This is a genomic window from Aphanothece sacrum FPU1 (assembly GCF_003864295.1).
GTDB lineage: Bacteria > Cyanobacteriota > Cyanobacteriia > Cyanobacteriales > Microcystaceae > Aphanothece_B > Aphanothece_B sacrum.
Map to the genome: position 1 here is coordinate 102,099 of NZ_BDQK01000017.1, position 24,954 is coordinate 127,052.

General features: G+C 38.3%; 22 protein-coding genes. 6 read left to right on the forward strand and 16 right to left on the reverse strand.

Annotated elements, in window-relative coordinates:
* Positions 1-60 precede the first annotated feature (60 nt).
* From AsFPU1_RS20335 to AsFPU1_RS20345, 3 genes are read left to right on the forward strand one after another with little or no spacing between them, the layout of a single operon-like run.
* Entirely contained in the window at positions 61-1,335 is a 1,275-nt protein-coding gene (locus tag AsFPU1_RS20335) for a ribonuclease HI family protein (protein WP_124973718.1), read from the forward strand.
* 35 nt (positions 1,336-1,370) lie between these two features.
* Complete coding sequence (locus AsFPU1_RS20340; protein ID WP_124973720.1) at positions 1,371-1,859, forward strand: hypothetical protein; 489 nt, start codon at positions 1,371-1,373, stop codon at positions 1,857-1,859.
* Between the two features lie 19 nt (positions 1,860-1,878).
* Positions 1,879-2,373: a hypothetical protein gene (locus AsFPU1_RS20345; RefSeq protein WP_124973722.1), complete on the forward strand. Its 495-nt coding sequence runs from the start codon at positions 1,879-1,881 to the stop codon at positions 2,371-2,373.
* A gap of 153 nt (positions 2,374-2,526) precedes the next feature.
* On the opposite strand, the gene AsFPU1_RS20350 is transcribed toward AsFPU1_RS20345, so the two are convergent.
* The 8 genes from AsFPU1_RS20350 to AsFPU1_RS20385 all read right to left on the reverse strand — a co-directional run bounded on the left by AsFPU1_RS20350 (position 2,527) and on the right by AsFPU1_RS20385 (position 11,496).
* On the reverse strand, positions 2,527-6,528 hold the full coding sequence (locus AsFPU1_RS20350) for a beta strand repeat-containing protein (RefSeq protein ID WP_124973725.1): 4,002 nt from the start codon (positions 6,526-6,528) through the stop codon (positions 2,527-2,529).
* 105 nt (positions 6,529-6,633) lie between these two features.
* Positions 6,634-7,155 carry a hypothetical protein gene (locus tag AsFPU1_RS20355; RefSeq protein ID WP_124973727.1) on the reverse strand — a complete coding sequence of 174 codons (522 nt, stop codon included), beginning with the start codon at positions 7,153-7,155 and terminating at the stop codon, positions 6,634-6,636.
* 149 nt (positions 7,156-7,304) lie between these two features.
* Positions 7,305-7,685, reverse strand: coding sequence for a DUF4276 family protein (locus AsFPU1_RS20360; RefSeq protein WP_227873464.1), 381 nt, complete (start codon positions 7,683-7,685; stop codon positions 7,305-7,307).
* A complete protein-coding gene (locus AsFPU1_RS20365; protein ID WP_124973729.1) occupies positions 7,660-8,850 on the reverse strand; it encodes an AAA family ATPase in 1,191 nt (396 codons plus the stop codon). Before AsFPU1_RS20365 ends, AsFPU1_RS20360 begins: the two co-directional genes overlap by 26 nt.
* Positions 8,851-8,922: 72 nt before the next feature.
* Positions 8,923-9,276, reverse strand: a complete 354-nt coding sequence (locus AsFPU1_RS20370) for a carbon dioxide-concentrating mechanism protein CcmK (RefSeq protein ID WP_124973731.1) — start codon at positions 9,274-9,276, stop codon at positions 8,923-8,925.
* A 104-nt stretch (positions 9,277-9,380) separates the two neighbouring features.
* Positions 9,381-10,322: an isoaspartyl peptidase/L-asparaginase gene (locus tag AsFPU1_RS20375; RefSeq protein WP_124973733.1), complete on the reverse strand. Its 942-nt coding sequence runs from the start codon at positions 10,320-10,322 to the stop codon at positions 9,381-9,383.
* Between the two features lie 14 nt (positions 10,323-10,336).
* Positions 10,337-10,495, reverse strand: a complete 159-nt coding sequence (locus AsFPU1_RS20380; RefSeq protein WP_124973735.1) for a DUF2256 domain-containing protein — start codon at positions 10,493-10,495, stop codon at positions 10,337-10,339.
* 77 nt (positions 10,496-10,572) lie between these two features.
* On the reverse strand, positions 10,573-11,496 hold the full coding sequence (locus tag AsFPU1_RS20385) for a class I SAM-dependent methyltransferase (RefSeq protein ID WP_124973737.1): 924 nt from the start codon (positions 11,494-11,496) through the stop codon (positions 10,573-10,575).
* Positions 11,497-11,719: 223 nt separating this feature from the next.
* Between AsFPU1_RS20385 and thrS the strand changes: the two genes are divergently transcribed.
* A complete protein-coding gene (gene thrS, locus AsFPU1_RS20390) occupies positions 11,720-13,546 on the forward strand; it encodes a threonine--tRNA ligase (RefSeq protein WP_124973739.1) in 1,827 nt (608 codons plus the stop codon).
* Positions 13,547-13,880: 334 nt separating this feature from the next.
* The gene (locus AsFPU1_RS20395; protein WP_124973741.1) at positions 13,881-14,264 is read left to right on the forward strand and encodes a helix-turn-helix domain-containing protein; all 384 of its coding nucleotides are present in this window, start codon (positions 13,881-13,883) and stop codon (positions 14,262-14,264) included.
* A 3-nt stretch (positions 14,265-14,267) separates the two neighbouring features.
* Here the strand turns inward: AsFPU1_RS20395 and AsFPU1_RS20400 are convergent, their stop codons facing one another.
* The 3 genes from AsFPU1_RS20400 to AsFPU1_RS20410 all read right to left on the reverse strand — a co-directional run bounded on the left by AsFPU1_RS20400 (position 14,268) and on the right by AsFPU1_RS20410 (position 16,198).
* On the reverse strand, positions 14,268-14,492 hold the full coding sequence (locus AsFPU1_RS20400) for a CopG family antitoxin (protein ID WP_124973743.1): 225 nt from the start codon (positions 14,490-14,492) through the stop codon (positions 14,268-14,270).
* Positions 14,482-14,829, reverse strand: coding sequence for a BrnT family toxin (locus tag AsFPU1_RS20405; protein WP_227875731.1), 348 nt, complete (start codon positions 14,827-14,829; stop codon positions 14,482-14,484). The genes AsFPU1_RS20400 and AsFPU1_RS20405 overlap by 11 nt, the downstream gene beginning before the upstream one ends.
* Before the next feature lie 82 nt (positions 14,830-14,911).
* Positions 14,912-16,198, reverse strand: a complete 1,287-nt coding sequence (locus AsFPU1_RS20410; protein WP_124973747.1) for a Sll1247 family protein — start codon at positions 16,196-16,198, stop codon at positions 14,912-14,914.
* A 260-nt stretch (positions 16,199-16,458) separates the two neighbouring features.
* On the opposite strand from AsFPU1_RS20410, the gene AsFPU1_RS20415 reads away from it, so the two are divergent.
* Complete coding sequence (locus AsFPU1_RS20415) at positions 16,459-17,817, forward strand: UDP-N-acetylmuramoyl-tripeptide--D-alanyl-D-alanine ligase (protein ID WP_124973749.1); 1,359 nt, start codon at positions 16,459-16,461, stop codon at positions 17,815-17,817.
* A gap of 280 nt (positions 17,818-18,097) precedes the next feature.
* Here the strand turns inward: AsFPU1_RS20415 and AsFPU1_RS20420 are convergent, their stop codons facing one another.
* The 5 genes from AsFPU1_RS20420 to AsFPU1_RS20440 form a co-directional block, all read right to left on the reverse strand.
* Positions 18,098-20,425, reverse strand: a complete 2,328-nt coding sequence (locus AsFPU1_RS20420) for a nucleotidyltransferase family protein (RefSeq protein ID WP_368665964.1) — start codon at positions 20,423-20,425, stop codon at positions 18,098-18,100.
* Between the two features lie 70 nt (positions 20,426-20,495).
* Positions 20,496-22,271: a cupin-like domain-containing protein gene (locus tag AsFPU1_RS23215; RefSeq protein WP_227873466.1), complete on the reverse strand. Its 1,776-nt coding sequence runs from the start codon at positions 22,269-22,271 to the stop codon at positions 20,496-20,498.
* 194 nt (positions 22,272-22,465) lie between these two features.
* A complete protein-coding gene (locus AsFPU1_RS22865; RefSeq protein WP_124973753.1) occupies positions 22,466-23,068 on the reverse strand; it encodes a PqqD family protein in 603 nt (200 codons plus the stop codon).
* Positions 23,069-23,264: 196 nt separating this feature from the next.
* Complete coding sequence (locus AsFPU1_RS20435) at positions 23,265-23,843, reverse strand: PqqD family protein (RefSeq protein WP_124973755.1); 579 nt, start codon at positions 23,841-23,843, stop codon at positions 23,265-23,267.
* Positions 23,827-24,708: a phosphoenolpyruvate carboxykinase (ATP) gene (locus AsFPU1_RS20440; protein WP_124973757.1), complete on the reverse strand. Its 882-nt coding sequence runs from the start codon at positions 24,706-24,708 to the stop codon at positions 23,827-23,829. Before AsFPU1_RS20440 ends, AsFPU1_RS20435 begins: the two co-directional genes overlap by 17 nt.
* Positions 24,709-24,954 lie beyond the last annotated feature (246 nt).

Genomic DNA, 24,954 nt, shown 5'->3' on the forward strand with positions numbered 1-24,954 from the left:
CTTTATATTAGCATCATTGACTGATTTACGTTATTCCTAATGTGTTTTCCTTTTACGACGATGTCGAGTCATATCAATCAACCAATCATTGTCAAGGATATCCCTATCATGCTATTTGATGGAGGATCATTAGAAAATTCAGGTCAAGGGGCCGCTGCTGCCGTATTGTTGATGCCTAACGGAAAACGATACACTGTTAGTCAGTTAATTTCCTTTGTCAGTAAGCATGAAGCCGAATATACGGCTTTGATTATCGGCTTGAAAAAAGCCCAAAAACTTGGCCTGCGTAGCTTAGAAATCAAAGGAGATAGTGACCTGATTTTTAATCAAGTTCATGGCTTAACTAAAGTTAAAGATGAGAGATTACTCAAACTTTATCGGATGGCCCTAGAATTGTTCCAAAGCTTTGAGCAAATCTCTCTTGAATGGATTTCCCCTGAACAAAATCGCCCCGTAAAATCCGCTATTAAACGGTGTATTGAAGAAGCATTAAGACGGGATAAACCCAAAACTCAAACTGTCTCAAAAAGTGTTTCTTCTGCGATCGCGACTTTGATACAAAAGGGAGAACAAGTTACAGATGAAGATTATCATCAACTGACAGTCGAACCCGATGAATGGACAGATAAACCCCTTTCAGAACTGCGATCGCTAATTTCCCTAGAAATACGAGATACTATTGCTTTACAATGGCAAGGAGACGAGAACCATTTAGCCGAGATGTATCGTTGGTATTTACGGGGATTGCCAGCGAAAATGGCTTGTTATAAGGTTAATCTCGAACAGATGAGTAATGGAGGGGAATCAGAAAAATTACCTTGGGAAGAAGCCTTAAGTCTACCACCTGATCTATCATCACCGTCAGAGGAACTTTCTGATCCGTTTATCTCTCTTTTATCAGAATTTAATGAAGTGGGAGAAAATCTAGTCAAGTCATTAATGGTAGCTAAAAATGACCCAGAAATGGCTCATCTGTTTGAGGGGAACATTTTGTTTGATCTTGATGTCAATGAGAAGTCTTTATTAGACAATTCTGAGGAGTCACAACAAGATAATGAGTCACAGACGTTTATTTTACCCCCTAATCCCCAGATAAACCAGACAAAACTTTTAGAAGAACCATTTAGTGAATTAACTCAAGACAACCTTAGCGACAAACAGCAAGATACGCTACCATCAGAATTAGGAGTGACCGAAATTGTGAAGATGATTAGTCTTCTATCTTTTGAAGGTAAAATGGTCTTAGCTAAGGAATTAGTGAAATTTCCTGATATGGTCAAACTTATTCTTAAGAGTATTGCAGATAATGTATCAAGAGGACGGTCCTCTTTGTAAACTTGAGACGAACTATCTTATTTCTAATCAATCTTATGAATTTAGACGAACAACTGCAAATTCTAATTAATGAGGCCCCCCAACATGGCGTTTCTAAGATTGTGATGGAAAAGGCCGTAATTCCTGCCTTGAAGTTTTTTGCCAGTCAATTGCAACATACTCATTATCATGTATTGCATAGTGAAGATCGCTCATGGTTGGTAACAACCCTTAGACATCGAGAAAAGCAACAATCTGATAAACGGGTAATTTATGCGTTTTCAACTCGTAAAGATGCGGCTAGTTTCCAGGGTATTACTACTCCTGATATTCGCATTGTTTCTTTACCTGTTGCTCATATTTTGTTTCAACTTTTTACTGTAGATCGTCTTGATAGTATTATATTTATGGAAGTAGCAGGAAAGAAAGAGCATGGAACTGAAATTGAGCGGGCTAAGTTACAAACTATTATTGAACAACAACTGCGACGCTTAAAGTTGAAACATTCTTCTCCATTGACTAATATTCCCCCTAATTTTGCTTAAGTTATCTATATTTTGTCTAATGTCTTATTCTTTTGTTTTAGTTAACCCCTTAAATTATCATAGTTCCTATACTTGTCCTGTCTGTCGTCATGGTGAAATTAGTACATTGCCTTTGATGGAGGCTTTTGCTTGTAATTTCTGTCATCATATTTTTACGGCAAATTTGGAAAAACAATCTCTTACCCTAGTTGATAGTCAACTGCCTTTAACTTGGTATTGGACAGGAAAAAGTTGGCAAGGTATGCGCTCATCAAGTCAATTAAAATGGTTTTATCAAGTAGGAGGGATAGCATTTGTTGTCTTACCTACAAGTTTAGTTAGTTTAGGGGTATATGTTTTTCCACCATTGACTGATAGTCCCTTATCTTGGTTTCCCGTATTTTGGATAGGGTTAACTTTTCTGTCTCATTTAAGTTGTATAGTTTGGCTAATTATAGAATACTATCAGCTGCCTATTTCTTTGTATTTTGAAGCCATTAGACAAAATTTATTTTCTCGTTTAAATGTTACATAAAAAAGGTTTTAGACTTATTAGGTAAGCTGTAAATATAGGGGCTTAATAGTATTAAGCCCTTACAGACCCTAGTGTAATAGATTGTAGGTTGGGTTGAGGAACAAAACCCAACAAACCCGAATTTTAATGCTCCAAATTAGCTGTGTCAATTTACTAGACTGTGGTAAAATCAGCAGAGTTAATTAAACCGACATTGACATTTTGCAACGTCGCTAGAAGCTCAGAAGTGCTGGTATTGCGGATGAAGGTATTAGTACCGAATCCAAAAATGGTTAATTGGGTAAATAGCAATCCTCCACTTAAGCCAATTTTATCAAATCCAATTTGGAAGTCTTGAACGATATCATTGCCATTGCCTACCGCGATCGCAAAGATATCATTACCTAGTCCTCCGTGTAAAACATCGTTACCTTTACCACCATCAAGTAAATCGTCTCCTGCTTCACCAAAGAGGGTGTCATCATCATCGTTACCAAAGAGGATATCATTGCTGTTACCACCATAGAGAAGATCCTTGCCAGTACCTCCGTTCAAATCGTCGATACCATCACCTCCATAGAGGCGATCATTCCCATCATCTCCAAATACTAAATCATCACCCGCTTCACCAAAGAGGATGTCATCACCCACATTGCCGAAGATAAGATCGTTATTTGCGCCTCCTAGTATACTGTCATTGCCAATACCACCATCAAGTATGTCATCTCCATTGCCTCCTCGCAAGGTATCATTGCCTAAGTCACCACTGAGAAAGTCGTTACCGTTGTCTCCTTGGAGACTATCGTTACCTAATCCCCCTAAAAGTTGATCAGTTCCATCTCCACCTAAAAGCTGGTCGTTGCCGTCACCTCCATCGAGAAGATCATCACCACCTAACCCTTGAATGGTGTCATTCCCCTCATTACCGATTAATTCGTTGGCGAGATTGTTACCTTTGAGGTTATCCCCTTGGGTTGTACCAACAATATTAACAAAATTCTGCACATTCAAGGTGAGGGAATTAATGGGCGCAGGTAAACCATTAATTGTCAAGCTATTGGTGGCTAAATTAGCCGTTAGAGAGGTAGTGAGGGCAACTCCAGTAGAGGCATCAATGGTATTATTTTGACCGATCGCACCAATTACGGTTTCTATATCTACAATCTTGTCGGTGCCGAAAATGCCTTTATTGACGATACCACCTGCTAATAAGGTAATAGCATCCGTTAGACTGCTGTAATTGACGGTATCGCTGCCCACACCGCCGTTAATAGTGTCATCCCCACTACTACCAATAATTGTATCATTGCCACCAAGGGTGGAAATGGTAGTAAAATCGCCGAAAATCTGGTCATTGCCGTCGCCCCCATTAAGGGTATCATTACCAGTATTTCCACTTAAAATGTCGTTACCGCTTTCACCGATAAGGTTGTTATTGTTAGTATCACCCGCGATCGTATCATCATTGACTGTACCGATAACATTAGTAAAGTTAGTTACGGTCAATGCTATACTAGGGGGAGTGGCAACACCCGTATTTACAATCAGGGATTGATTGGCTAAATTAACGTTAATGGTTCCGGTTCCGGGTGTGGTTGAGGAATCGATAGTATTAGTTAGACCGACTGCACCGATAATGCGTTCAATACTTGTCAGATTGTCGGTTCCAGCGATTCCCTTGCTGACAACCCCAAACGGTCTTACGGTAACGGCTTGACCTAATGCGCTATAGTCAACGGTGTCTGTATCTGCTCCCCCATCGAGACTATCATTACCTGTGCCACCGATTAAACTATCATTGCCAGCACCTCCAAATAGGCTGTCATTGCCGCCAGCACCACCATTGAGGGTATCGTTACCGCCTCCCCCAGTCAGCGTATTATTAGCGTTATCTCCAACAATGGTATCGTTATTAGCTGTACCGTTGACGTTGACGAAATTTTCCAACCCAAGAATAAATGAACCATTAACCGTCAAAGATTGAGTGGCTAAATTAGCGTTAATGGTAAAACTTGTAGAAGCGTCAATGGTGTTACTTTGAGCCGTTGCGCCTATAATGCGTTCAACACTGACTAATTGATCGGTTCCGGCCGTTCCTTTACTAACAAATCCTGTGGTTTGGTAGGTGATGGCTTGACCGATTGCGCTATAGTTAGCGGTGTCCGTATCGCCTCCTCCATCGAGGCTATCATTACCAGTACCACCGATTAAACTATCATTGCCAGCACCTCCAAATAAGCTGTCATTGCCTCCGGTTCCCCCGTCAAGGATGTCATTTCCGCTTAGTCCAGAAAGGTTATTATTGCCCGTGTCTCCAGTCAGGGTATCGTTATTATTTGTACCGATCGCATTGACAAAGTTAATGGCAGTGAATGATACGCTTGGAGGGGTAGCAATCCCCGTATTAATAAGCACGGATTGAGAAGCTAAATTGACGTTAATGGTAGCACCAGAGCCAAAATTAGTGGCCGTAGAGGCATCAATGAGGTTAACTTGACCTGTTGCGCCGATAATGCGTTCAATGCTGACTAATTGATCAGTTCCAGCAGTTCCTTTGCTGACTGAACCTTGGGGTCTGATGGTAACGGCTTGACCTAATGCGCTATAGTCAACGGTATCTGTATCTAAACCCCCATCAAGACTATCATTACCAGTGCCACCGATTAAATTATCATTGCCAGCCCCTCCAAATAGGCTGTCATTGCCGCCAGCACCACCATTGAGGGTATCGTTACCCTCTCCCCCAGTGAGCCTATTATTGGCGTTATCTCCAACAATGGTATCGTTATTGTTGGTACCGATCACATTGAGAAAGTTAATAGCAGTGAATGATACGTTTGGAACAGTGGCAATCCCCGTATTAGCAACAACAAATTGAGAAGTTAAATTGGCGTTAAGGGTGGCATCCGGCGCAAAATTAGTCACTGTTGAAGCATCGATCGTATTTGCTTGACCGATGGCCCCGATAACTCGTTCAATACTCGTCAGGTTGTCAGTTCCGGCAGAACCTTTATTAACAACCAGTATAGGTAAAAGGGTAATAGCTTGAATTGAACCGCTAAGGGTAATAGCTTGACCTAAACCACTATAGTCTGCCGTATCTGTATCTAAACCCCCATCAAGGCTATCATTACCAGTGCCACCGATTAAACTATCATTGCCAGCACCACCATTGAGGGTGTCATTACCACCATTGCCGCTTAAGCTATCATTACCTAAACCGCCTGATAGAACATTGTTGTTATTATCCCCTGTAATCGTGTCATTATTGTTGGTACCGATCACATTGAGGAAGTTAATGGCAGTGAATGATACGTTGGGAACAGTGGCAATCCCCGTATTAGTAACAACAGATTGAGTCAGTAAATTGGCGTTAAGGGTAGCATCCGGCGCAAAATTAGTCACTGTTGAGGCATCGATCGTATTTGCTTGACCGATGGCCCCGATAACTCGTTCAATACTCGTCAGGTTGTCAGTTCCGGCAGAACCTTTATTAACAACCAGTATAGGTAAAAGGGTAATAGATTGACTTAAACCGCTAAGGGTAATAGCTTGACTTAAACCGCTATAGTCGGCAGTATCTGTATCTAAACCCCCATCAAGGCTATCATCACCTAAACCACCAAAGAGGGTATCATTACCAGCACCACCATTGAGAGTATCATTACCTGTTGAAATCGTCTCAATTTCGATGATCCCACGTTGTATTGTAGTATTAGGCAACGAACTCCAAAGACCAGAAGCAATGTTCAGACTGGCATAATCTTCTAACCCTGTAACATTCGTCGGCTGTCCGGTCAACCAATTACGATAGGTAGCAGTAATAGTTTCGCCGTTAATCCAAGAAAAACTTCCTTCAATGCTTTGATCCGTTAAACCAAGCCAAAGATTACCTTGTCCGCCAAAATTCGCCGTTAACCATTGATTTTCTGCTAGATCATTGACAGTAACTAAATTTCCCCCCAAAGCTACTGCTTGAGCTTGAGCGGCTGTCCAAGATAGGCTATCAGTAAACAGGTAATATTTGCCTTGATACAGGGCTGCTTCCCCATAAAGTGCGTCGTTACCTGCATTACCATTAATAATATCATTACCTGCCAAACCATAGATAATGTCGTTTTCTCCCAAAACCCCATTGAGGATTTCGGATAGGTTTGTTCCCCTGATTATAGCCATAAGTAAACTTTGTTAAAATTTTGTAAATATCATGAATGCTATTGTTACCCATTTTCAGTACAGCGTCAAGTGTGGCACAGAAATCTTGCCTGTGTTAGCAAATAATCAGCTTTTGAGACAATTAACCCAAAGGGGTAAACTCCCCCGTTCGATCGCTTTAGCATAAGCTAGATAGCCATTAGCGGTTGAATGAGACTGGCCACTGCTTTGATCTAGCCAAGAATGAATCTTATCCCAACTGGTGTTTTGATAGTCTTCTAGGGGCATAATTTTAACAAAAGCTTGTTTGAGGGGTTCCTGGGTATGAGGATTTGACCAGCCGATAATTAACACATATTCTGGATGATCAGGGTTAGGATCAGTAATTTGGTAAACCACAACCCCTTGAGTTCTCATAATGGCTTCTCTTTTGACATCAAAAACCACTAATTCCCCTGGTTTAATCTGTTCAGGAATCTGATAATGACCTTTGGTTCCACTCCAAGACTGACTTTGCTTGAGATGAAGTTGTCTTAAGCTTTCGTTTTCTATAATAATGGCAATACCGTCTTTCTCGACTTTCTGGCGGGTTTGATGAGTATGCAATGGTTGCCCTTGTCTCCCGCAACTAAAAAAATGGCTCCACATTGACTTGACTCCTTAAACTGGATGATCTATCTTTAGCCTATTAAACTTGGCTTAGGATGTCAGTCCCAGAATACCACTAAAAAAGCTGTCCAATAACCCTAACACAATATCAAGTCAGTAGTAATTTAGGGAAAAAAGGGGAAAGCTGTTCATCCTACAATTATTGCTATTCTATTTAAAAGTTGGAAAGCCTTTTGATTTTTACGGTTTGATTGAGTCATAAATCCTGTTTCTCTTGCTATTTTTTCTAATTTATCTTTTAGCTTTGTACAATCTTCATTATCTCTATCAACAAGAACAATAATTTTATAATCTTGTGGAATCCAGGCTTTATAACCTTTTAATCTATCAGGTAATTTCTTGATTAAATCAGATTTACCTCGAAAATCATGAATTTTATAGGTAATATTTGGAGATAATATTTTAGGTAAAATTGTTTCTAAACACTCTTTAGCAGAAAATTCTTCAACTAAAAACTCAAGATGCACGTCTTCCTCGCTTTTTTTATTGATTATTAATATTACCGACATCAAAGTAATTTTCCATCCATAATTGACCTAATAATGCGCCATTTTGGATAAATTCTTTAACTCCTTCCATTTCTGATGTTCGTTTAGCTTGAGTAAAACCATTTTCATCTCGATAAAGTACCCAAACTTCCTCTGGTTTTAACCCATCAACAAAGAAGGGAGAATGAGTTGTTACCATTAATTGTGTATTGGCAGAAGCAGCGCGACATTCTTCGGCTAATTCAGGTAGTAACCGAGGATGAAGATGATTTTCCGGTTCTTCTATTCCCACTAATTGAGGTGGGTCTGGATCATATAATACAGTTAAATAAGCTAACATTTTTAATGTGCCATCGGAGGCAAATTTTGCTAAGATAGGATTCTGAAAAGGAGCATCTTTTATTTGTAATAACAACCTGCCATCAGGCATAATTGAGGCTTCAACTTTTTCTAATCTGGGAATTCGACGAGAAAGAATTGCTAGAATATGGTCTAATCTTTCTGAATGTTCTTCTTTAAGATATTGAATCACATTAGGCAAATTATCTCCTGTAGGGGACAGTCTTTCTTGTCCTCCTGCTTCGGGTTGAGTTCGGGTATTATCTGCAGTTAAATAGGATAAATACCAACCCGTAATAAACCGACGTAAAGCACTAACACGAGGATGTTTAGCGAATTGTCCCAAGGTACTAACTGCTAAAAATTCAGCAGATTCTAATTGTTCATAAATTCGTTCATCTTGTTCACCTGGTGTTTCTCCACTAATCACTTTTCCTTCTCCTTCTTTAAAATCTAAAAAGCGAAAAGGTTTACCTTTACTTGTTCGTCTCCAATGTAACCATTCTTCGGCAACATAGGGGCGATTATTAGTTTCATTAATGGCTAAATGATAAGTAATAATTGGAGAATTAACTTTTTCTCTATATTTTAATTCAACAATAATAGATCCTTCTTGTCCTCTGGTTCTTAATTCTCTAAATCTTCCTCGTTTCTCCCATGCTTTTTTTAAGCCAACGGTGAAACATTCAGATAAGAACGCAAACACATCAAAAATAGTTGATTTACCACTTCCATTAGGTCCCAGAAATACTGTCAGTGGCGTTATCTTTTTAAGCTCAAGGTCATGTAATGCGCGATAATTTTGTACACGCAAATATTCAATTCTAGGTATAGAGGGGTTAGGCATATTTTGCTAATAAAAGGCTGCGAACGTCAATTTATCCCGTTCGCAGTGGTTTTTTTGCTGAAATGTACCAGGTTATCGGCGACCACTGTTAGGAAGGGGAATTCCTTCAGCCGATAATCTGAAAGGTTCAACCGCGTCACTATAATCAATAGGCAATACTCCGACCACATTATCATGAGGACGGGGAATAATTACCCAAGTTTCTAAGGTTGCGCCTTCAGTGCGGTTAATCGCTTCTATTCCTGCTTCCATGGCGGTTTTTACCTCTTGGACATCTCCGCGAATATTGAGAGTAAAACGCGCACTTCCGGCCCTAAGATAACCCACAATTGTGATCCGCCCCGCTTTAACCATAGCATCGGCGGCAGCTAAAATACCAGGAAAGCCCTTTGTTTCTATCGATCCCACAGCAGGTTGTGCTGGCATATTTGTTTCTCCTAATTCCCGACGGTTGCTCAAGTGATGATAGGTTTAATTTTAGTCTGAAAAGGCCAACTCACCAATGATTTATAGGGATGCGCTTTTATTTGTTAGGAAATATAACCCATTAATTCTTCTGATGGCCACTCTAATGTATCCCCAATAATAGAACCATTATGATAGGCTGCTAGAAGAATTTCACAGGTTTTACCCCAACTTATAACCCCATTAGCATCCAGGGCGATCGCGGCTAAATCTCGTTGATTTTTTTGAGATTCTTGCATGGATTTTTCCATCGCTTCAGGTAAGGAAAAACCGTCTCCTACTCTGATGACAATTTTAGCGGCCAAACACTCATTAACAATATCTTCTCCCACACCAGTACAACTTACACCCCCATTAGCTGTAGCATAATTTCCGGCCGGCATGGCTGAATCACTCACTCGGCCTATTCTTTCTAATCCTTTGCCTCCTGTGGAAGTTCCAGCCGCGATCGCCCCATAACTATCTAAAGCCACAACCCCAATGGTTCCCCGTCCCCCTTCAGAAGACTCTGTATTAGCGAATAATCGCCCCATTTTACGCTGAAAATTGTCTTTCCACTCTGCAATCCATTCTTGGGCCCGAAACTCGGTTAAAGGGTCATAAATGGGGATTTGCAGTTCTCTTGCTAATTCAGCCGCACCCAGATCAGAAAGAATGCGATCGCTTTGGGTTTGCAAATATTTAGCTAATTCAATGGGATGTTGCACGCGAGAAACATTAATCACCCCGCTAAAAGTTTGGCTGACACCTTCCATTAAAGACGCACTCATGCGAATTTGTCCATCAGACTGTAACACTGAACCTGTACCTGCATTAAAACTGGGTTCATCTTCAAGATGTTGGCAACCTAGAACCACTGCATCTATGGCAGTTCCGCCATTTTTGAGACAGTTATAAACCTCGTTGACGATATGATGGAGAGACTTACGAACTTTAGATAAACCGCCTTTATCGTCAAGAGAACTAGCACCACCATGTATGATTAATCTGGGTTGTTGTGTGGTCATTATGGGGATATCCTTTATGGGTTGTTACTAGAAGAACGTCGTCGGCGACAGCGTTCAGAGCAATACTTTACATCATGCCAACATTTGGCCCACTTTTTGCGCCAAGTAAAAGAAAGGCCACAAACTGAACAAATTTTGCTAGGAAAGTCAGATTTTGCACATTGACGAGCCATATAATCATAAAAAATAGTTAAATACGCTATGGATAGTGGGATGCGTTGGGAACACATCCTACATTATGGTCTTATTGTTACCCTTTTACTTGTGCTACAATCGTACGATGACGGGGACTAATTGGTGTAATTTTAGGTGACTCAAATCCTGCCTCTACTAACTCATTTTCAACGTCTAAACTAAAGTATTCGTCTAAATAAGGTTCCGTACTTTTTAACAATGTCATGACGTAAGGAGGCATTTTTTGGAAAGCTTCAGCACGAGGATTCATATCCATCATGGTAAAATAACCTCCAGTTTTTAGCAAGCGACGGGCTTCTTTAAAAATCTCTTTGGCCGGTTTCTGGGGTAATTCATGAAATAATAAAAAAGAAGACACTAAGTCCAAGGAATTATCAGGTAAATTAGTTGATTCTGCCGCCCCATGTAACCACTTAATTGAAGTATTTCGTAGTTGACTACGATAGTGAGCAACTGCTAAATGATAAGGGGATAAATCAAGTCCAGTTACAGTTGCTTGGGGATAGATTTCTTGTAGAGAAAAGGTACTTATTCCCACACTACATCCGATGTCTAAAATAGCTTGAGGTGTGATCAATAATTGCTCTTTTAGTACCTCATGATAATTATGACGTAAATGGGGATCTCCCTTGACTCCTTCCCCTGGCCAAATATTAGCATGAACCGCATAAGCTGCAGATTCTACTTCTAAAGCAGAAGTCCAGTTTAAATTACCTTTTTCGTAAGCATGAAAGGAACATAAATAATAATCAGGATAGACTAAATTAGAATTTTCTACTATTTGTAATTCTTTTTCCCAGTCATGTTGACGTAGTTGACGCACATTTTCTCGCCAAGGAACCCCTATTTTTTCAGCACGGTTGATAATCATTTCTCGCGCTTGATATTTAGCAAAATTGGCTAGGGGTTTAATGCCTAAGATACCGTTAATTAAACGGGTTGTTAAATCGGTTTGAGGTGATAATGGATTAACTGTCATAGATTACGTACACATCAAGAGTGCTTTTGTGTCTTATTATACTTCCTTTAGACACAACTTTTCACCTTGCATTTACAGCAAGATAACAAGTATCTTCATCGGCTTCTTATATACATATTAAAAATTAATTCAATAGATGACAATGGCTTTCAACATAGTCTAAACTCCCATAAAATAGCAATCCACAATAAACTAGATAAATAGTTCAACAGAGTTAAGGTGAATGGATAAACAGTCTGCCTCCCCGGAAGTATCCCAACAACAACCCATCAAATTACCCCGTACCAGCGAATCTGAGCAATTAAAGCGTATTCGTCACACCACCTCCCATGTCATGGCCATGGCGGTACAAAAACTCTTTCCTAAAGCGCAAGTTACCATTGGCCCTTGGACAGAAACTGGCTTTTATTATGATTTTGATGTGCCTGAACCCTTCACTGAACAAGACTTAAAAGCCATCAAAAAAGAAATGATTAAAATTATTAATCGTAAACTTCCCGTTATCCGAGAAGAAGTTACCCCTGAAGAAGCAAAAAAACGCATTACAGAGCTTCAAGAACCCTATAAACTGGAAATCCTGGAAGGTTTAACCCCCCCTATCACCCTCTATCATTTAGGGGAACAATGGTGGGATTTATGCGCGGGGCCCCACGTTGAAACTACTGGCGACTTAAACCCCAAAGCCTTTGACTTAGAAAGTGTTGCGGGGGCATATTGGCGAGGTGATGAAACCAAAGCCCAACTACAACGTATTTATGGTACTGCTTGGGAAACCCCCGAACAGTTGGCCGAACATAAACGACGCAAGGAAGAAGCGTTAAAGCGCGACCACCGCAAATTAGGCAAGGAATTAGGCTTATTTATCTTTGCTGACCCTGTTGGCCCTGGTTTACCTCTATGGACTCCCAAGGGAACCATTATTCGCTCTACTTTAGAAGATTTTCTCAAAAAAGAACAATTCAAACGGGGTTATCTTCAGGTGGTGACTCCCCATATTGGTAGAGTTGATTTGTTTAAAATTTCTGGCCACTGGCAAAATTATAAGGAAGATATGTTCCCGATGATGGCCGAAAATGAGGAAGCAAAAGTTCAAGAAATTGGCTTTGCTTTGAAACCGATGAACTGTCCTTTTCACATCCAAATTTATAAGAGTGAGTTACGATCTTATCGGGAATTACCAATGAGATTAGCAGAGTTCGGCACGGTTTATCGTTATGAACAATCAGGAGAATTAGGGGGTTTAACTCGTGTTCGGGGATTTACTGTTGATGACTCCCATTTATTTGTCACTCCTGATCAATTAGATGATGAATTTCTCAGTGTTGTGGATTTAATTCTCTCAGTCTTTAAGAGTTTACAACTGACTAATTTTAAGGCAAGATTGAGTTTTCGTGATCCCACTTCTGATAAATATATTGGGTCTGATGAAGCTTGGGAAAAGTCACAAAATGCAATTCGTCGGGCAGTTCAAACTTTAGATATGAACTATTTTGAAGCAGAAGGAGAAGCGGCATTTTATGGACCAAAATTAGACTTTATTTTCCAAGATGCGTTAGAAAGGGAATGGCAGTTAGGAACGGTTCAAGTTGATTATAATTTGCCTCAACGCTTTGAATTAGAATATGTGGCAGAAGATGGCACTCGTCAACGGCCAGTTATGATTCATCGTGCGCCTTTTGGTTCTTTAGAACGATTAATTGGTATTCTAATTGAGGAATATGCGGGAGATTTTCCCTTGTGGTTGTCTCCTATTCAAGTACGTCTTTTTCCTGTGAGTGATACTCAGTTAGATTATGCTAAAGAAGTGGCGCGAAAAATGCTCTTATTAGGCATTCGGGCTGAAGTTGATACTTCTGGTGAAAGACTGGCTAAAATGATTCGTAATGGGGAGAAAGAAAAGATTCCTGTTATGGCAGTTGTTGGGGCCAAAGAAGTCGAGTCTAATAGTTTAAGTATTCGGACTCGTGCATCAGGAGAATTAGGAATAATGACTGTTGATGAAGTGATAGAAAAGTTAACCGATACTATCACGAATCATAGCAATTTTTAGGGGTTTAGGTGGGCAATGCCCACCCTATTTTAGTTTGCAGAAAAAATATTCACATTAATAAAAAATATGAAGTGATTGAGATCACAAAAAAATATATTAATTTATGTTATCTAATAAATAGACATATTTTTCAACAAGGATCAATATCATGGAATTTATAGATTTTATGGTTTTCAATGTAAAACACGATCAAACCAAAGAACGCCGTAAGCACTAGATTTAGTATTCTGTATAAAGGAGGGTGGCATTGTTCACCCTCCTTTGCTTATTAATGCAATAACTTGACAATTAGCTCTCATTATGAGAACATGATAAAGTAAGTTCTTATAAAGACATCTTATGGAACTATAGCCAACTCTTAGTTAAATTTCAACCTAAAGTCATTGAAACTGAAGCAGAATATCGAGAGTACAGAAGTATTCTGATTGAATTGATGATGAAGACTAATAGGAGCGAAGAAGAAACAGTGATACTAAAGTTAATTGCTTCTCTAATTAAAGAATATGATCAAAAGCAAGAGCAACCTGAACCTGCTGCTCCTCATGAAATTTTACAACATTTGATGGAGGAACATAACATGAAACAAGTTGATTTAGTTGATAAAATAGGGTCTAAAGGCGTTGTTTCAGAAGTTGTTAATGGAAAACGCTCTATTAGTAAGTCTCAAGCTAAAACTTTAGCTGAAATCTTTCATGTTTCCCCTGCATTATTTATCTGATTATTATTGTAAAGCTTGTTCAACAGCTTCTTTAATAAAAATATGATAATTAATTCCCTTTTGTTTTGCAACTTCTTTAACTTTCTCTAAAAGTTGAGAAGACATTTCAATAGTAACACTTTCATTTTTGGGAACTAATTCAAAATTTACAGAAGAAAAGTTTTCTTTATTTAAGTAATCAGAAAGATCTTGTTCTAGTAAGTTTTCCACATCTTGATCAGTCTTCATTTTTGGTAAATGCTTCTTCATATTTAGTAACCTCTCTTTCGTGCATATAACGTGCGCTAATGGGTCTAATTAAAATTTCTCCTTGATAGTTTCTTAAGGTAAAAGCAACAAACATGGGTCTTCCGTTAGAAGAACGGCCAACAGCTAGATATCGGTCTTCTAAATCAGAATGTTTAACATCAGGAGCAACCCATAGCTTTCCTAGAAAGAAGGCCTCAATTTCTGACTTTATTAGCCCATGTTTTTGACATTTTTGCTCATTTCCTTGATTCCAATCAAAACCATTAAATTTGATGCCCATTACTACATAATGACAAATATTACTTACAAATGTCAATTATATTCTAACCTAAAATATGTCAAGCTAACTTCACTTTTAAATATTATTTACATTAATTGAGTTATATAATTCAGTTTATTTATTGTAATTTCACTTGATTTAAGCAAGATAAATCTACTTTACCAAAATGAACACTAAATGCTAACTGAAGATTTTCTAAAGATTTAACTAACCAGGGAACCCCTTCTCTAGCGAAAGACTCGTAGTGATTAAATAGGATAGAAAACCGCTTTTCTAAATAAGGTTTAACTTTATTACAAATCAGAATAACTTTCAATAGAACTCCCATAGTTTGAGTTACCCCCATATTAGAAATCATATCAACAAAAACATAGTGATCAGGTTTGTTAGAACTTTCTACAACTAAAAAATTTAACAACTGACTCGATGTTCTTAACATAAGAAACTCACTGGGTTTCTGATGATTACATTCAGGTAAAGTATTTTGCAGAATTTGATAAATTTTCTTATTAAATTGACCTTTTGCATATTGAGAGTCCATGGAACTGAGCAAATATTCATATAAGTCATCTTTGAACCCTTGGAAACTTTGAGTATGAACACTCTGAGTCAAAAAATTCTGAGACAAACTTTTATAACTAGAACCTCCATCAACATTGCCAACAAAGTGTTTTAACGCACGATTTAATTCTTTATCATTGAGCAAAGTTGGATTTTTAACCGGACGAATAATACGCCCTTCTTCTTCAGACATTTGAGGTGAACGTGCTACTTGAGCTAAGCGAACTTTATAGGTGACATAACGAGATAAATTGACTTCAAAACGTTTTTCCGTCTGTGCTTTAATATGTCTAACCGTTTGTTGATGTTCTTGGCTACTGTCTTCACTTAGTAAACAATGATTGTAGAGATAAGGATAACGATCAATTAAATTACCAACTGAGTTACAAGTATTTTGCTTACTATTGATAACTCGTGCTAAACGTTGAAGTTTAACATATTGATCTGACTGGACAAAGTTCTTGACCAGATAACGAATTTGATTAGCAGTATTATTAAAACCGCTACGAGCAGGTGCTAAATTCTCAAATATAGCAATTAATTCTGGGATGGCAGATTGTAATTGAGGCTGCATCTGCCAGGAATTGATTAAAATATGACAACAACGGTTAAAGAAGTAATTAAATTGATATTCAATATTTTTACGCTTGACAATTTTTTCTAAAGCAGCGTATACTTGAACATCCCGAAATCCTCGCCCTTCCACAAATAAATAGCGAAAATCTTCGATTAACTGCGACGGAGAATCTGTTTTTACTTGCTCAAGTAAATAATCGTAAAGAACTTGTTCTTCTGATGAGCTTTGTTGTCTATAGTCACTGTTAATATGGGATGATGTATTCATGGCCGTCAGCCCTCCTTTATTGATTAGATTCAACATGGGGCCGTAAAATTCCTGTTAAATAGGGAGTGAATTTATCGCCCAGTCTCTGTTTAATAATAGACATTGATTGAGTTTATCTGGTAGATTCGTCATTTCTAACTATCTTCTTTAAATACATTCCTTAAAGTAACTAACAAGCCCACAGTTTGTATGTGATCTTGATCACTGTAATCTTTTTTTTTCTGGTCTTATTTCATCAATATCAAGTAAGTATTTCTACTATGTTGTTGTCAATTTCTCTGAGTAATCTTGTTCAAGTTCTCGGTAATAATCTAAACCAATGTATTAATATTAATGACAATTTATCTGTTTGTGGTATTAATACAGATAGCCGTTTGATTAGGCCAGGAGAGCTTTTTATCGCTCTAAAAGGAGAAAATTTTGATGGTCATAATTTTGTTGCAGTAGCAGTTAATCAAGGGGCAATCTCTCTCGTTACTGAACGTCCTTTATCAGTAATTTTTCCTACGGATATTCCACAATTACAAGTTAAAGATTCTTTAAAGGCTTATCAACAAATTGCTCATTGGTGGCGTAATCAGTTTACAATTCCTATTATTGGTGTAACTGGTTCGGTGGGAAAAACAACCACGAAAGAACTCATTGCTGCTGTCTTAGGCACTTATGGCAAGGTTCATAAGACTCAGGCTAATTATAATAATGAAATTGGGGTTCCTAAAACTTTACTGGCTTTGACTTCTGACCATGATTATGGAGTCATTGAAATGGCCATGCGCGCATCAGGAGAAATTGCTTTGCTTACTGATATTGTTTGTCCTACGATTGGGGTAATTACTAATGTGGGAACGGCTCATATTGGTAGACTCGGTTCAGAAGAAGCGATCGCGATCGCTAAATGTGAGTTATTAGCCCAAATGCCTCAAGGGGCTGTGGCTATCTTAAATCATGATAATGCTCGGTTGCTTGATACGGCTTCTAGGGTGTGGCAGGGTGAAACTATTACTTATGGTTTGGAAGGGGGCGATATTCGTGGAGAATTGCTGGATAATCAAAGGGTACGGGTAGAAGGTATGATTTTTCCTGTTCCTTTGCCGGGCCGTCATCATGCTTTAAATTATTTGGGGGCGTTGGCAGTGGCTAAGTATTTAAAATTAGATTGGGGGTTTTTAACTCAAGGGATCTCGGTTGATGTTCCTAAAGGGCGATCACAACAATATCAGTTACCTAATGATGTTTTACTCTTGGATGAAACCTATAATGCAGGTTTAGAGTCGATGAAGGCTGCGTTACAGTTGCTTAAGGATACTCCTGGTAAGCGTCATATTGCTGTTCTCGGAACGATGAAGGAGTTAGGGGAAAAGTCCACCGAGTTACATCGGGAAGTGGGGTCAATGGCAGAAAAATTAGGGCTTGATGCCCTTTATATTTTAGTGGATGATCCTGAAGCTGAGGCGATAGCGAGAGGGGTGACGGGTATTGTAACGCAGTGTCTGGGAACTCATGAGGAATTGGTGGAAACTTTAATTAAGGTGGTTAAGTCTGGCGATCGCTTGTTGTTTAAAGCTTCTAATTCTGTGGGGTTAAACCGAGTGGTTGAACAATTTCGACAACAATATTAATGTATTAATGTTGGGGAAGGTGGGTAATGCCCACCCTACAACCGTGAGTCATAATTTTTGATAATTATATAATCTATTTAGTTTTAATTTTCTAATGTCTCTCAAAATCCATCAATTTACCTTCCCAGAGGAAAAATTCTGGAAAATTGGTCTACGAGGTTGCGCCGTTTGAGCCTCCTGTGATAACATTAAAATTGATAATCCCAGGCGTGTTTATGCCAAAAATATTGTTTAGATCTAATGTTTTACTTTTTGGTGATCAATTTTTAGCGATCGCCCTCTAAATATTAGTCTGTTGTTCGACTATCTTAGCCACACTAAAAATAATATAAAGAAGTTTATCCTGTAGGGTTTCTCTCAATCTAAAATTGAAGAGTGTTTTTTCTACTAAACTAGGATCACAGCCACAATTAGCAAATAGTCTTTGGCTGATTTGTTTGGCTAAAGATGGTATCTCTGAGTTAGCTTGGATTGTTTGCCAGATTTCTAATGGGATGGGAGCATCTAACAAATTGTGAGCAAGATAAAGACCTAAAAAAAGAGTGCGTTGTCTCCTTACACGATTAGCTTGAGCTATAACTTTTTCCCAATTCATGTTTTTATGGCTGTCAATAAGTGTGGCAATATCACAAATCATTTTAAGTTGTGTCCAGTGATCTTTTGTATAGTTTAAGCACAGAACAACCAGGAGAGTTTCTGGGGATAGACTAGGGACATCAACACCCCCTAATGAAACGGATTCAATGTTTTGTAAAAGGTCTTCAGAATTCAGGGGGAAAATAGTGTGTTGTGGGTTTGTTATCCAATGAATTTCTACTCTAGCTCCAAACTTGCTGTTGTGATCTAAAGTTTTCCAATACCATTCATCATAGACATATTGAGAGTTTAAATAACGTTTATGATTAGCTTGGGTTAAGTGATTGTTTTTGCGTTGTAAAACGTATCCATCAGTTGTTAATAATTCTTGAACTTTTAACATATCCTGTTTTTGTACGAGGATATCCAGATCTCCGAACATTCGCAGGGATAAGTTACCATAAGCAGTAACGGCTAAGGTTTGTCCTTTGAAGGGAATAGCTATAATATTATTTTGTTGAAAAATATCTAATAATCGGAGCAGTTCTTGGGTGAGAAATAATGTACGGTGAGTATTATTATAAAAATAATCTTGAAGTTCTTTGAAGATAGATTCAGGAATAGCTCCTGGATCATGATTTTTTAACTTGTGGTATAAAAGTGGGAGAATTCGATGTTGTTGTGCTGTTTGGATGATATATTTCCAGTCAATATCTTCTGATAGTAACTTGCTAATTTGATCGGTTGCTTTATTATCTATTAAATTATGAGCATAACAAAGTAATAGCTTATTTTCATTATTTTTATCATAAGCGTCAATTTCTTTTGCTGTTGTTTTGTTAAGATTGGTTATTTTTTGCTGAATACGCTTACCTGTTTCCCAAATTGGGAATAAATTAACAGGCAAATTTACTTGAAATTTTTGTTGTTTTATCGTTGTTGTATGGGGTAAAATTACTGATTCTACCCATTCTCGATACCAAGATTTTGTTTCTGTATGAAGCGGTAATTCGATTCTATTCCAGCTAAATAAGCCTGGTTTCGTTTCTAAAAAAGAGCCATCTTTAAAAGCTACTTTTGTTTCTTCAAATCCGCTAGTAATATATTTAAAATCTAGGGTCAATGGATTGATGTTTTCCTTAATCTTATTTCTCAACCAATTTCTGTGAATCATTCCAGTAAAACTGCTTCCTGGAGTTCCCGCAAAAATTTGAGAATGACTCATCACTAAATTACATATTAATCCTAGAGTCACTTCATCTGTAAAAGGTAAGGTTTTAAATTGAGAAGAAAAATCATTGACAATGATATCATCTAAGAAAATATGATTTTTGTATTCAGATATAATTTTAGAAAAAAATTCTTTATTTTCAGGTTCATCAGTACAAATTACAAACAATTCTTCAGTTGGAATAATGGCTCTAAGAGTCTTGAGTATCTTTTCTGGATCAGAGTGATATCTTTGAGGTAAAAAGCTGCGAAAGTCAGTTAATCTGATATGAATTCCGTTAAATTTATTCAAGTTTTTACTTATTTCAGCAGCTAAATCTCTATAATTTTTTTGTGGGTTAACTGCTTCCATAATTTCATATAGCGATGAATTTAGGGAATAAAAACATCTAGAGTAATATCCAAGATTACACTGATGAATATGTAAAACTTCTGCATTTACATCTTGAAAAATTTGTCTTCCATCTGCAAACTCAGAAAGGGAGTTAGGATTAACATATATTTTGTCAGGTACAAAAACTGAATTAACCAGTTTTACTTCGCTGTGATGGATAGTCATTTTCTTGGTTTCTAACGCTTCCTTAAATTGAAGATAATCAACTAATTCAATAGGAAGTTCATCCATCAGGTCAAAAATATTAGGAATTCGATGATTACTGACTACATTTTTTCTCTTAGCGGAAATGTAGTCAGAATAGACACCTGGAATTGGTTTTAAGCTTTGATTTTTTTCTCCAGAACCATAATAGACTAACTTCCTATTAGTAAGATAAGCTAATCCCACAGCTAATTCTAAGGACATAAGTTGGTTATTAAAACCAGACTCATAATTTTTGTACAAAAGGTATTTGTCCGAACTACAATTCATGACATTATTGACAGAGATTTTTTTGGGAAAAAACAAAATTAGTAAAAGACAGAGAAATGCTGATGTCTAAAGCCTTGACTTGATGCCACCATCCAGATGGAACAAAAATAATTTCTCCTGGTTCTAGAACAACTTCTATGACCTTTACATTTTCAAACAGAGGATATTTATCATAGTCTGGTTTATCACAGTCAACTTCGCTAAAAACACCAACATGGTTGTATAAGAAAGGTGTATAAATCGGTGGAATAATTTGCCATCGTTTGCGACCATATATTTGTGCCATCATGAGAGGAACTTCGTCATAGTGTAAAGGGGTAATAGTACCAGCAGAACCAAACCAAAAAAAGACTTTACCAGAACTATTAGACTTATCTAGATATTCAGGAGGCATGATAATATCTTCTAATAATCTTGCTAATTCACCTGTTTCCAAATTTCTGTTGTTAGCAACCATATAGTAGTCGTTATTTTCTCCTTGATTAACGACTATATTGACATAATCTCCAAGTTGGATTTTCTTTTTATGATTCTCCATGTTAATTTCATATTGATCATCTGAATTTCTATTAGCCATTATTTCAACCTCTGTATCTCCATAATTGGCTTTTAGATAATTGGGAGTCCACAAAGATAAGGCAGGCCATTCAGTGATCATATCGGTGATGATGACAGGCTTGTTTTTGGCATAATAGTTTACATAAAAATCTTCTCCAGAAAGGCTATTTCTCCGCTCTATTTCGATAGATTTATTTCTTAATCTCTCAAAAAAACTACTTTCCGAAAATTTTTGAGGAGTAATAGAAGATTCTGTTAAAGTAGCGACATTCGAGGATTGAGATGTTCCCACAGTAGCATATTCTGGTTGTTTAACAGTTGTCGATTTTCCGACAATTGCTCCTTCATAGGATTGTTTAATTTTATCAAGAAACTCTGGCGGAATTTCCCCAATCCATTTACTGACAATTTTCCCATTTTCCACTAATACTGCTGTGGGGAAAGCATCAGCCATATAACTAAAAAGTAACTTATCCATCGAAACAACAGGAAATCGCGCTCTTTGTTCGGTTTTAAAGGTTTCTATGGCTTCATCATTTATGGATAAAATTCCCAGAACTTGGGGTAATTTTTTCTGTGTTTGCATCATATTCAAAAAAGGAATCCATCGCTTACAGTAGCCGCAGGTTTGACTGAGAAAGACGATAAAGTAAGAGCCTTCTTGTAAATCGTAGGGGCTATTTTTTAACCAGCTTGGTTTCCAGCGATTGCCTTCTTTAAGACGAGAAAAGTTAAAAATTGGTTGCTGTTGAGACTGCCAACCAAAGGTACTAGCAGATACCATAACAATTAAGGTTAGTATCCATTGCCAGGTTTCTGTGTGATGGTTGGGGATAGGATTCAGCCAAGCAATAATAAGTAAGAGGATATAGCCTAGATTTAATAGTAGACTTTGTTGAGGAGTAATTATGACAACTCCCCCATAACAACCACAATCTTCTGTTCTTCCTGTGGAAGTTGACCAATAGTTGAGAATGGTTAATGCTACTAGCAAAAAGATTGAGCTAGGGATTATCCATTGGGGGAATTCATACACAATTAGGGCAACTCCCAAGGCGGTTTCTAAGCCAATAAAAGCAATGGCTATGTAGGGGACAATCGGAGAATAAAAAAGCCCATAACGATAGTTTTGGGTGATGAAATCTTTGGAACTGAAGGCTTTGATGAGGCCGGTTATAAGGAAGATTGTACCGACAATAAAGGTGCTGAAATATGAAATCATTTATTTACTTGATGCTTGTATGAGTTGAGAAAGTTGTAGGTTGGGTTAAGCAAAAGCGAAACCCAACTAAATACCTTAGTTAAATGTTAGGTCTTGTGACCTCGACAGTTAAATGTTAGGTCTTGTGACCTCGACCCAACCTACTAGACTAATTTTCAGGGGGTTATGCAAAAAACCCCACAATAAGGTGTTTATCAAACGCAAGTGCAATTAGAGCCTAATAATCCACTTTGACATGTGCCTGTACATGGATCAGTTGGATCTGAGTAACACTTACCATTGCTCTGTTGACACCTACCTGTAGGTTTTGGCGTAGGTGTTGGCGTTGGTGTTGGTGTTGGTGTTGGATTAGGTGTTGGATTAGGTGTTGGATTAGGTGTTAGTGTTGATGCGGCGAATGCTGGTTTTGGTGCAATTACTGACTGAATCATCGGAAATAAAGCCCCAATTGCTGCTGCTCCTGCCAACTTTGCTGTTTTTCCTAATACCTTACGCCGAGAAACCCCCACCTCATCAGCAATAGGTTCCCTGACATACTCTTGAATCAGATGACATCGTTCTAACTCCTCTAAAGCTAACCAGATCAAGCCACGAATATCTACATCTTCGGATAAGTCCAACTCTTGTTCTAGAAAAGTAGCAATATCATCTACTGTATTCCGACCATCAGCATAATAATAGACCTTGGTAGCTATAGGATTAAGACAATGACAGGCATCCCTTTCACGGTCATAAATCATTACCTCATTATCTACTTCTGTAATCAGGATGTTTGTAGTTCTAGCAACTGGTATCATGGTGATTCTCCTCACTATTAAAATTAATTAAAGGCTTTAATAAGGCCGGTTATCAGGAAGATTGTACCGACAATGAATGTGCTGAAATATGAAATCATTTATTTACATTAAAAGTTTGTATAAGTTCAGAAAATTGTAGGTTGGGTTGAGCAAAAGTTCAATGTTGAGTATTGTGACCTCGACCCAACCTACTAGACTATTTACAAACTCCAAATGATGTCAAAGGCACGTAAATACAAGTGCAGCCAGGATCACAAGGTGCTACGTCACTACCAGGTGAACATGCCCTCCCGTCACATGGGGTTGGAGTTGGGGTTGGGGTTGGGGTTGGTGTTGGATTAGGTGTTGGATTAGGTGTTGGTGTTGATGCTGCGAATGCTGGTTTTGGTGCAATTACTGACTGAATCATCGGAAATAAAGCCCCAATTGCTGCTGCTCCTGCCAACTTTGCTGTTTTCCCCAATACCTTACGTCGAGAAACCCCCACCTCATCAGCAATAGGTTCCCTGACATACTCTTGAATCAGATGACATCGTTCTAACTCCTCTAAAGCTAACCAGATCAAGCCACGAATATCTACATCTTCGGATAAGTCCAACTCTTGTTCTAGAAAAGTAGCAATATCATCTACTGTATTCCGACCATCAGCATAATAATAAACCTTGGTAGCTATAGGATTAAGACAATGACAGGCATCCCTTTCACGGTCATAAATCATTACCTCATTATCTACTTCTGTAATCAGGATGTTTGTAGTTCTAGCAACTGGTATCATGGTGATTCTCCTCTCTATTAAAATTAATCAAATTATCGAAATGTTGTAATAATACCCTTGCCGTTTCCTCTGCTTCTCCTCGTTGACTTTTGAGGATAACAGCACCCGAAACAGCCTTCCCTAAAATAGGTAAAGCAAATTCAGGACGGAGACGAGCAACTAAAGTATTATCTAAAAGTGTTAACACTGCTTGTCCTCCAGAAATCTCTTGAGGACTCCATTGTGCTTCAGACTGATACTGAGTTTGCACTATTAACCCAATAGGTATAGGCTTTTCCCCAGCAAGACCACCCAAAACTTCTACTGGACAGCGTTTTGTTCGTTGCCCTTCTCCTTGACGGATAGATAAGGCTCGCGGATAGGGATGAACCAAGCCATCCGTATCAATTAATGCATACTCATCCGAGTAGTAGGTTGCTCCTGCTTGCACTAAAGCAGCAACCAAAGTCGTTTTTCCGCTAAAACTGCGCCCCGGAATCACAATCGCCTTACCCTTCCATTCCACCACCCCTGCATGAACAAACAAGCGGTTTTGGACTGATACCCCCAACCACAAACGCAATTCAGAATCGAAAACCTCAAAGATATCCTCTAAATCCTGACTTTTGGCTAATTCTCCTGTCTCATCAGAAAGGAGATAATCGGGAGAGTCCGACACAGCCATGATGGAGTAAAGTTTATCTAGTCTCGCTGAGGAAAATGGTTGCCAATTAGGGGGGAGATAGTTGGGTAGTGCTTCCAAGATTGCCCTGTCACTGATGTGAATCCCTATGGATAAACCATAGCTCACAAAACAGAGCATTCTCCCCCACTGAGAGACTTCCTTCGTTGATTGAGTCAGTTTTAGTAAATCGGGGCTTAACATTCAGGCATTTCAGCGCAAAGCGGTGAAAACAGATAATTTACAAAATTATTTTATTTAGCCTATGTAAGCGTTTATGTAAGCGATGTATAACTTCGTAATAAAACTTATTATTTGTTCCCTAAAAAATGAATAAAAGGCTAAAGCCTTATGCTATAGAAACGAAGTCCGACGAGCGCGGACTAAATTCTAGGTTGCGTAGGCAACCTTTGTTTTTATAGCTTAACCCTGAGCGGGTTTAAGCCAATA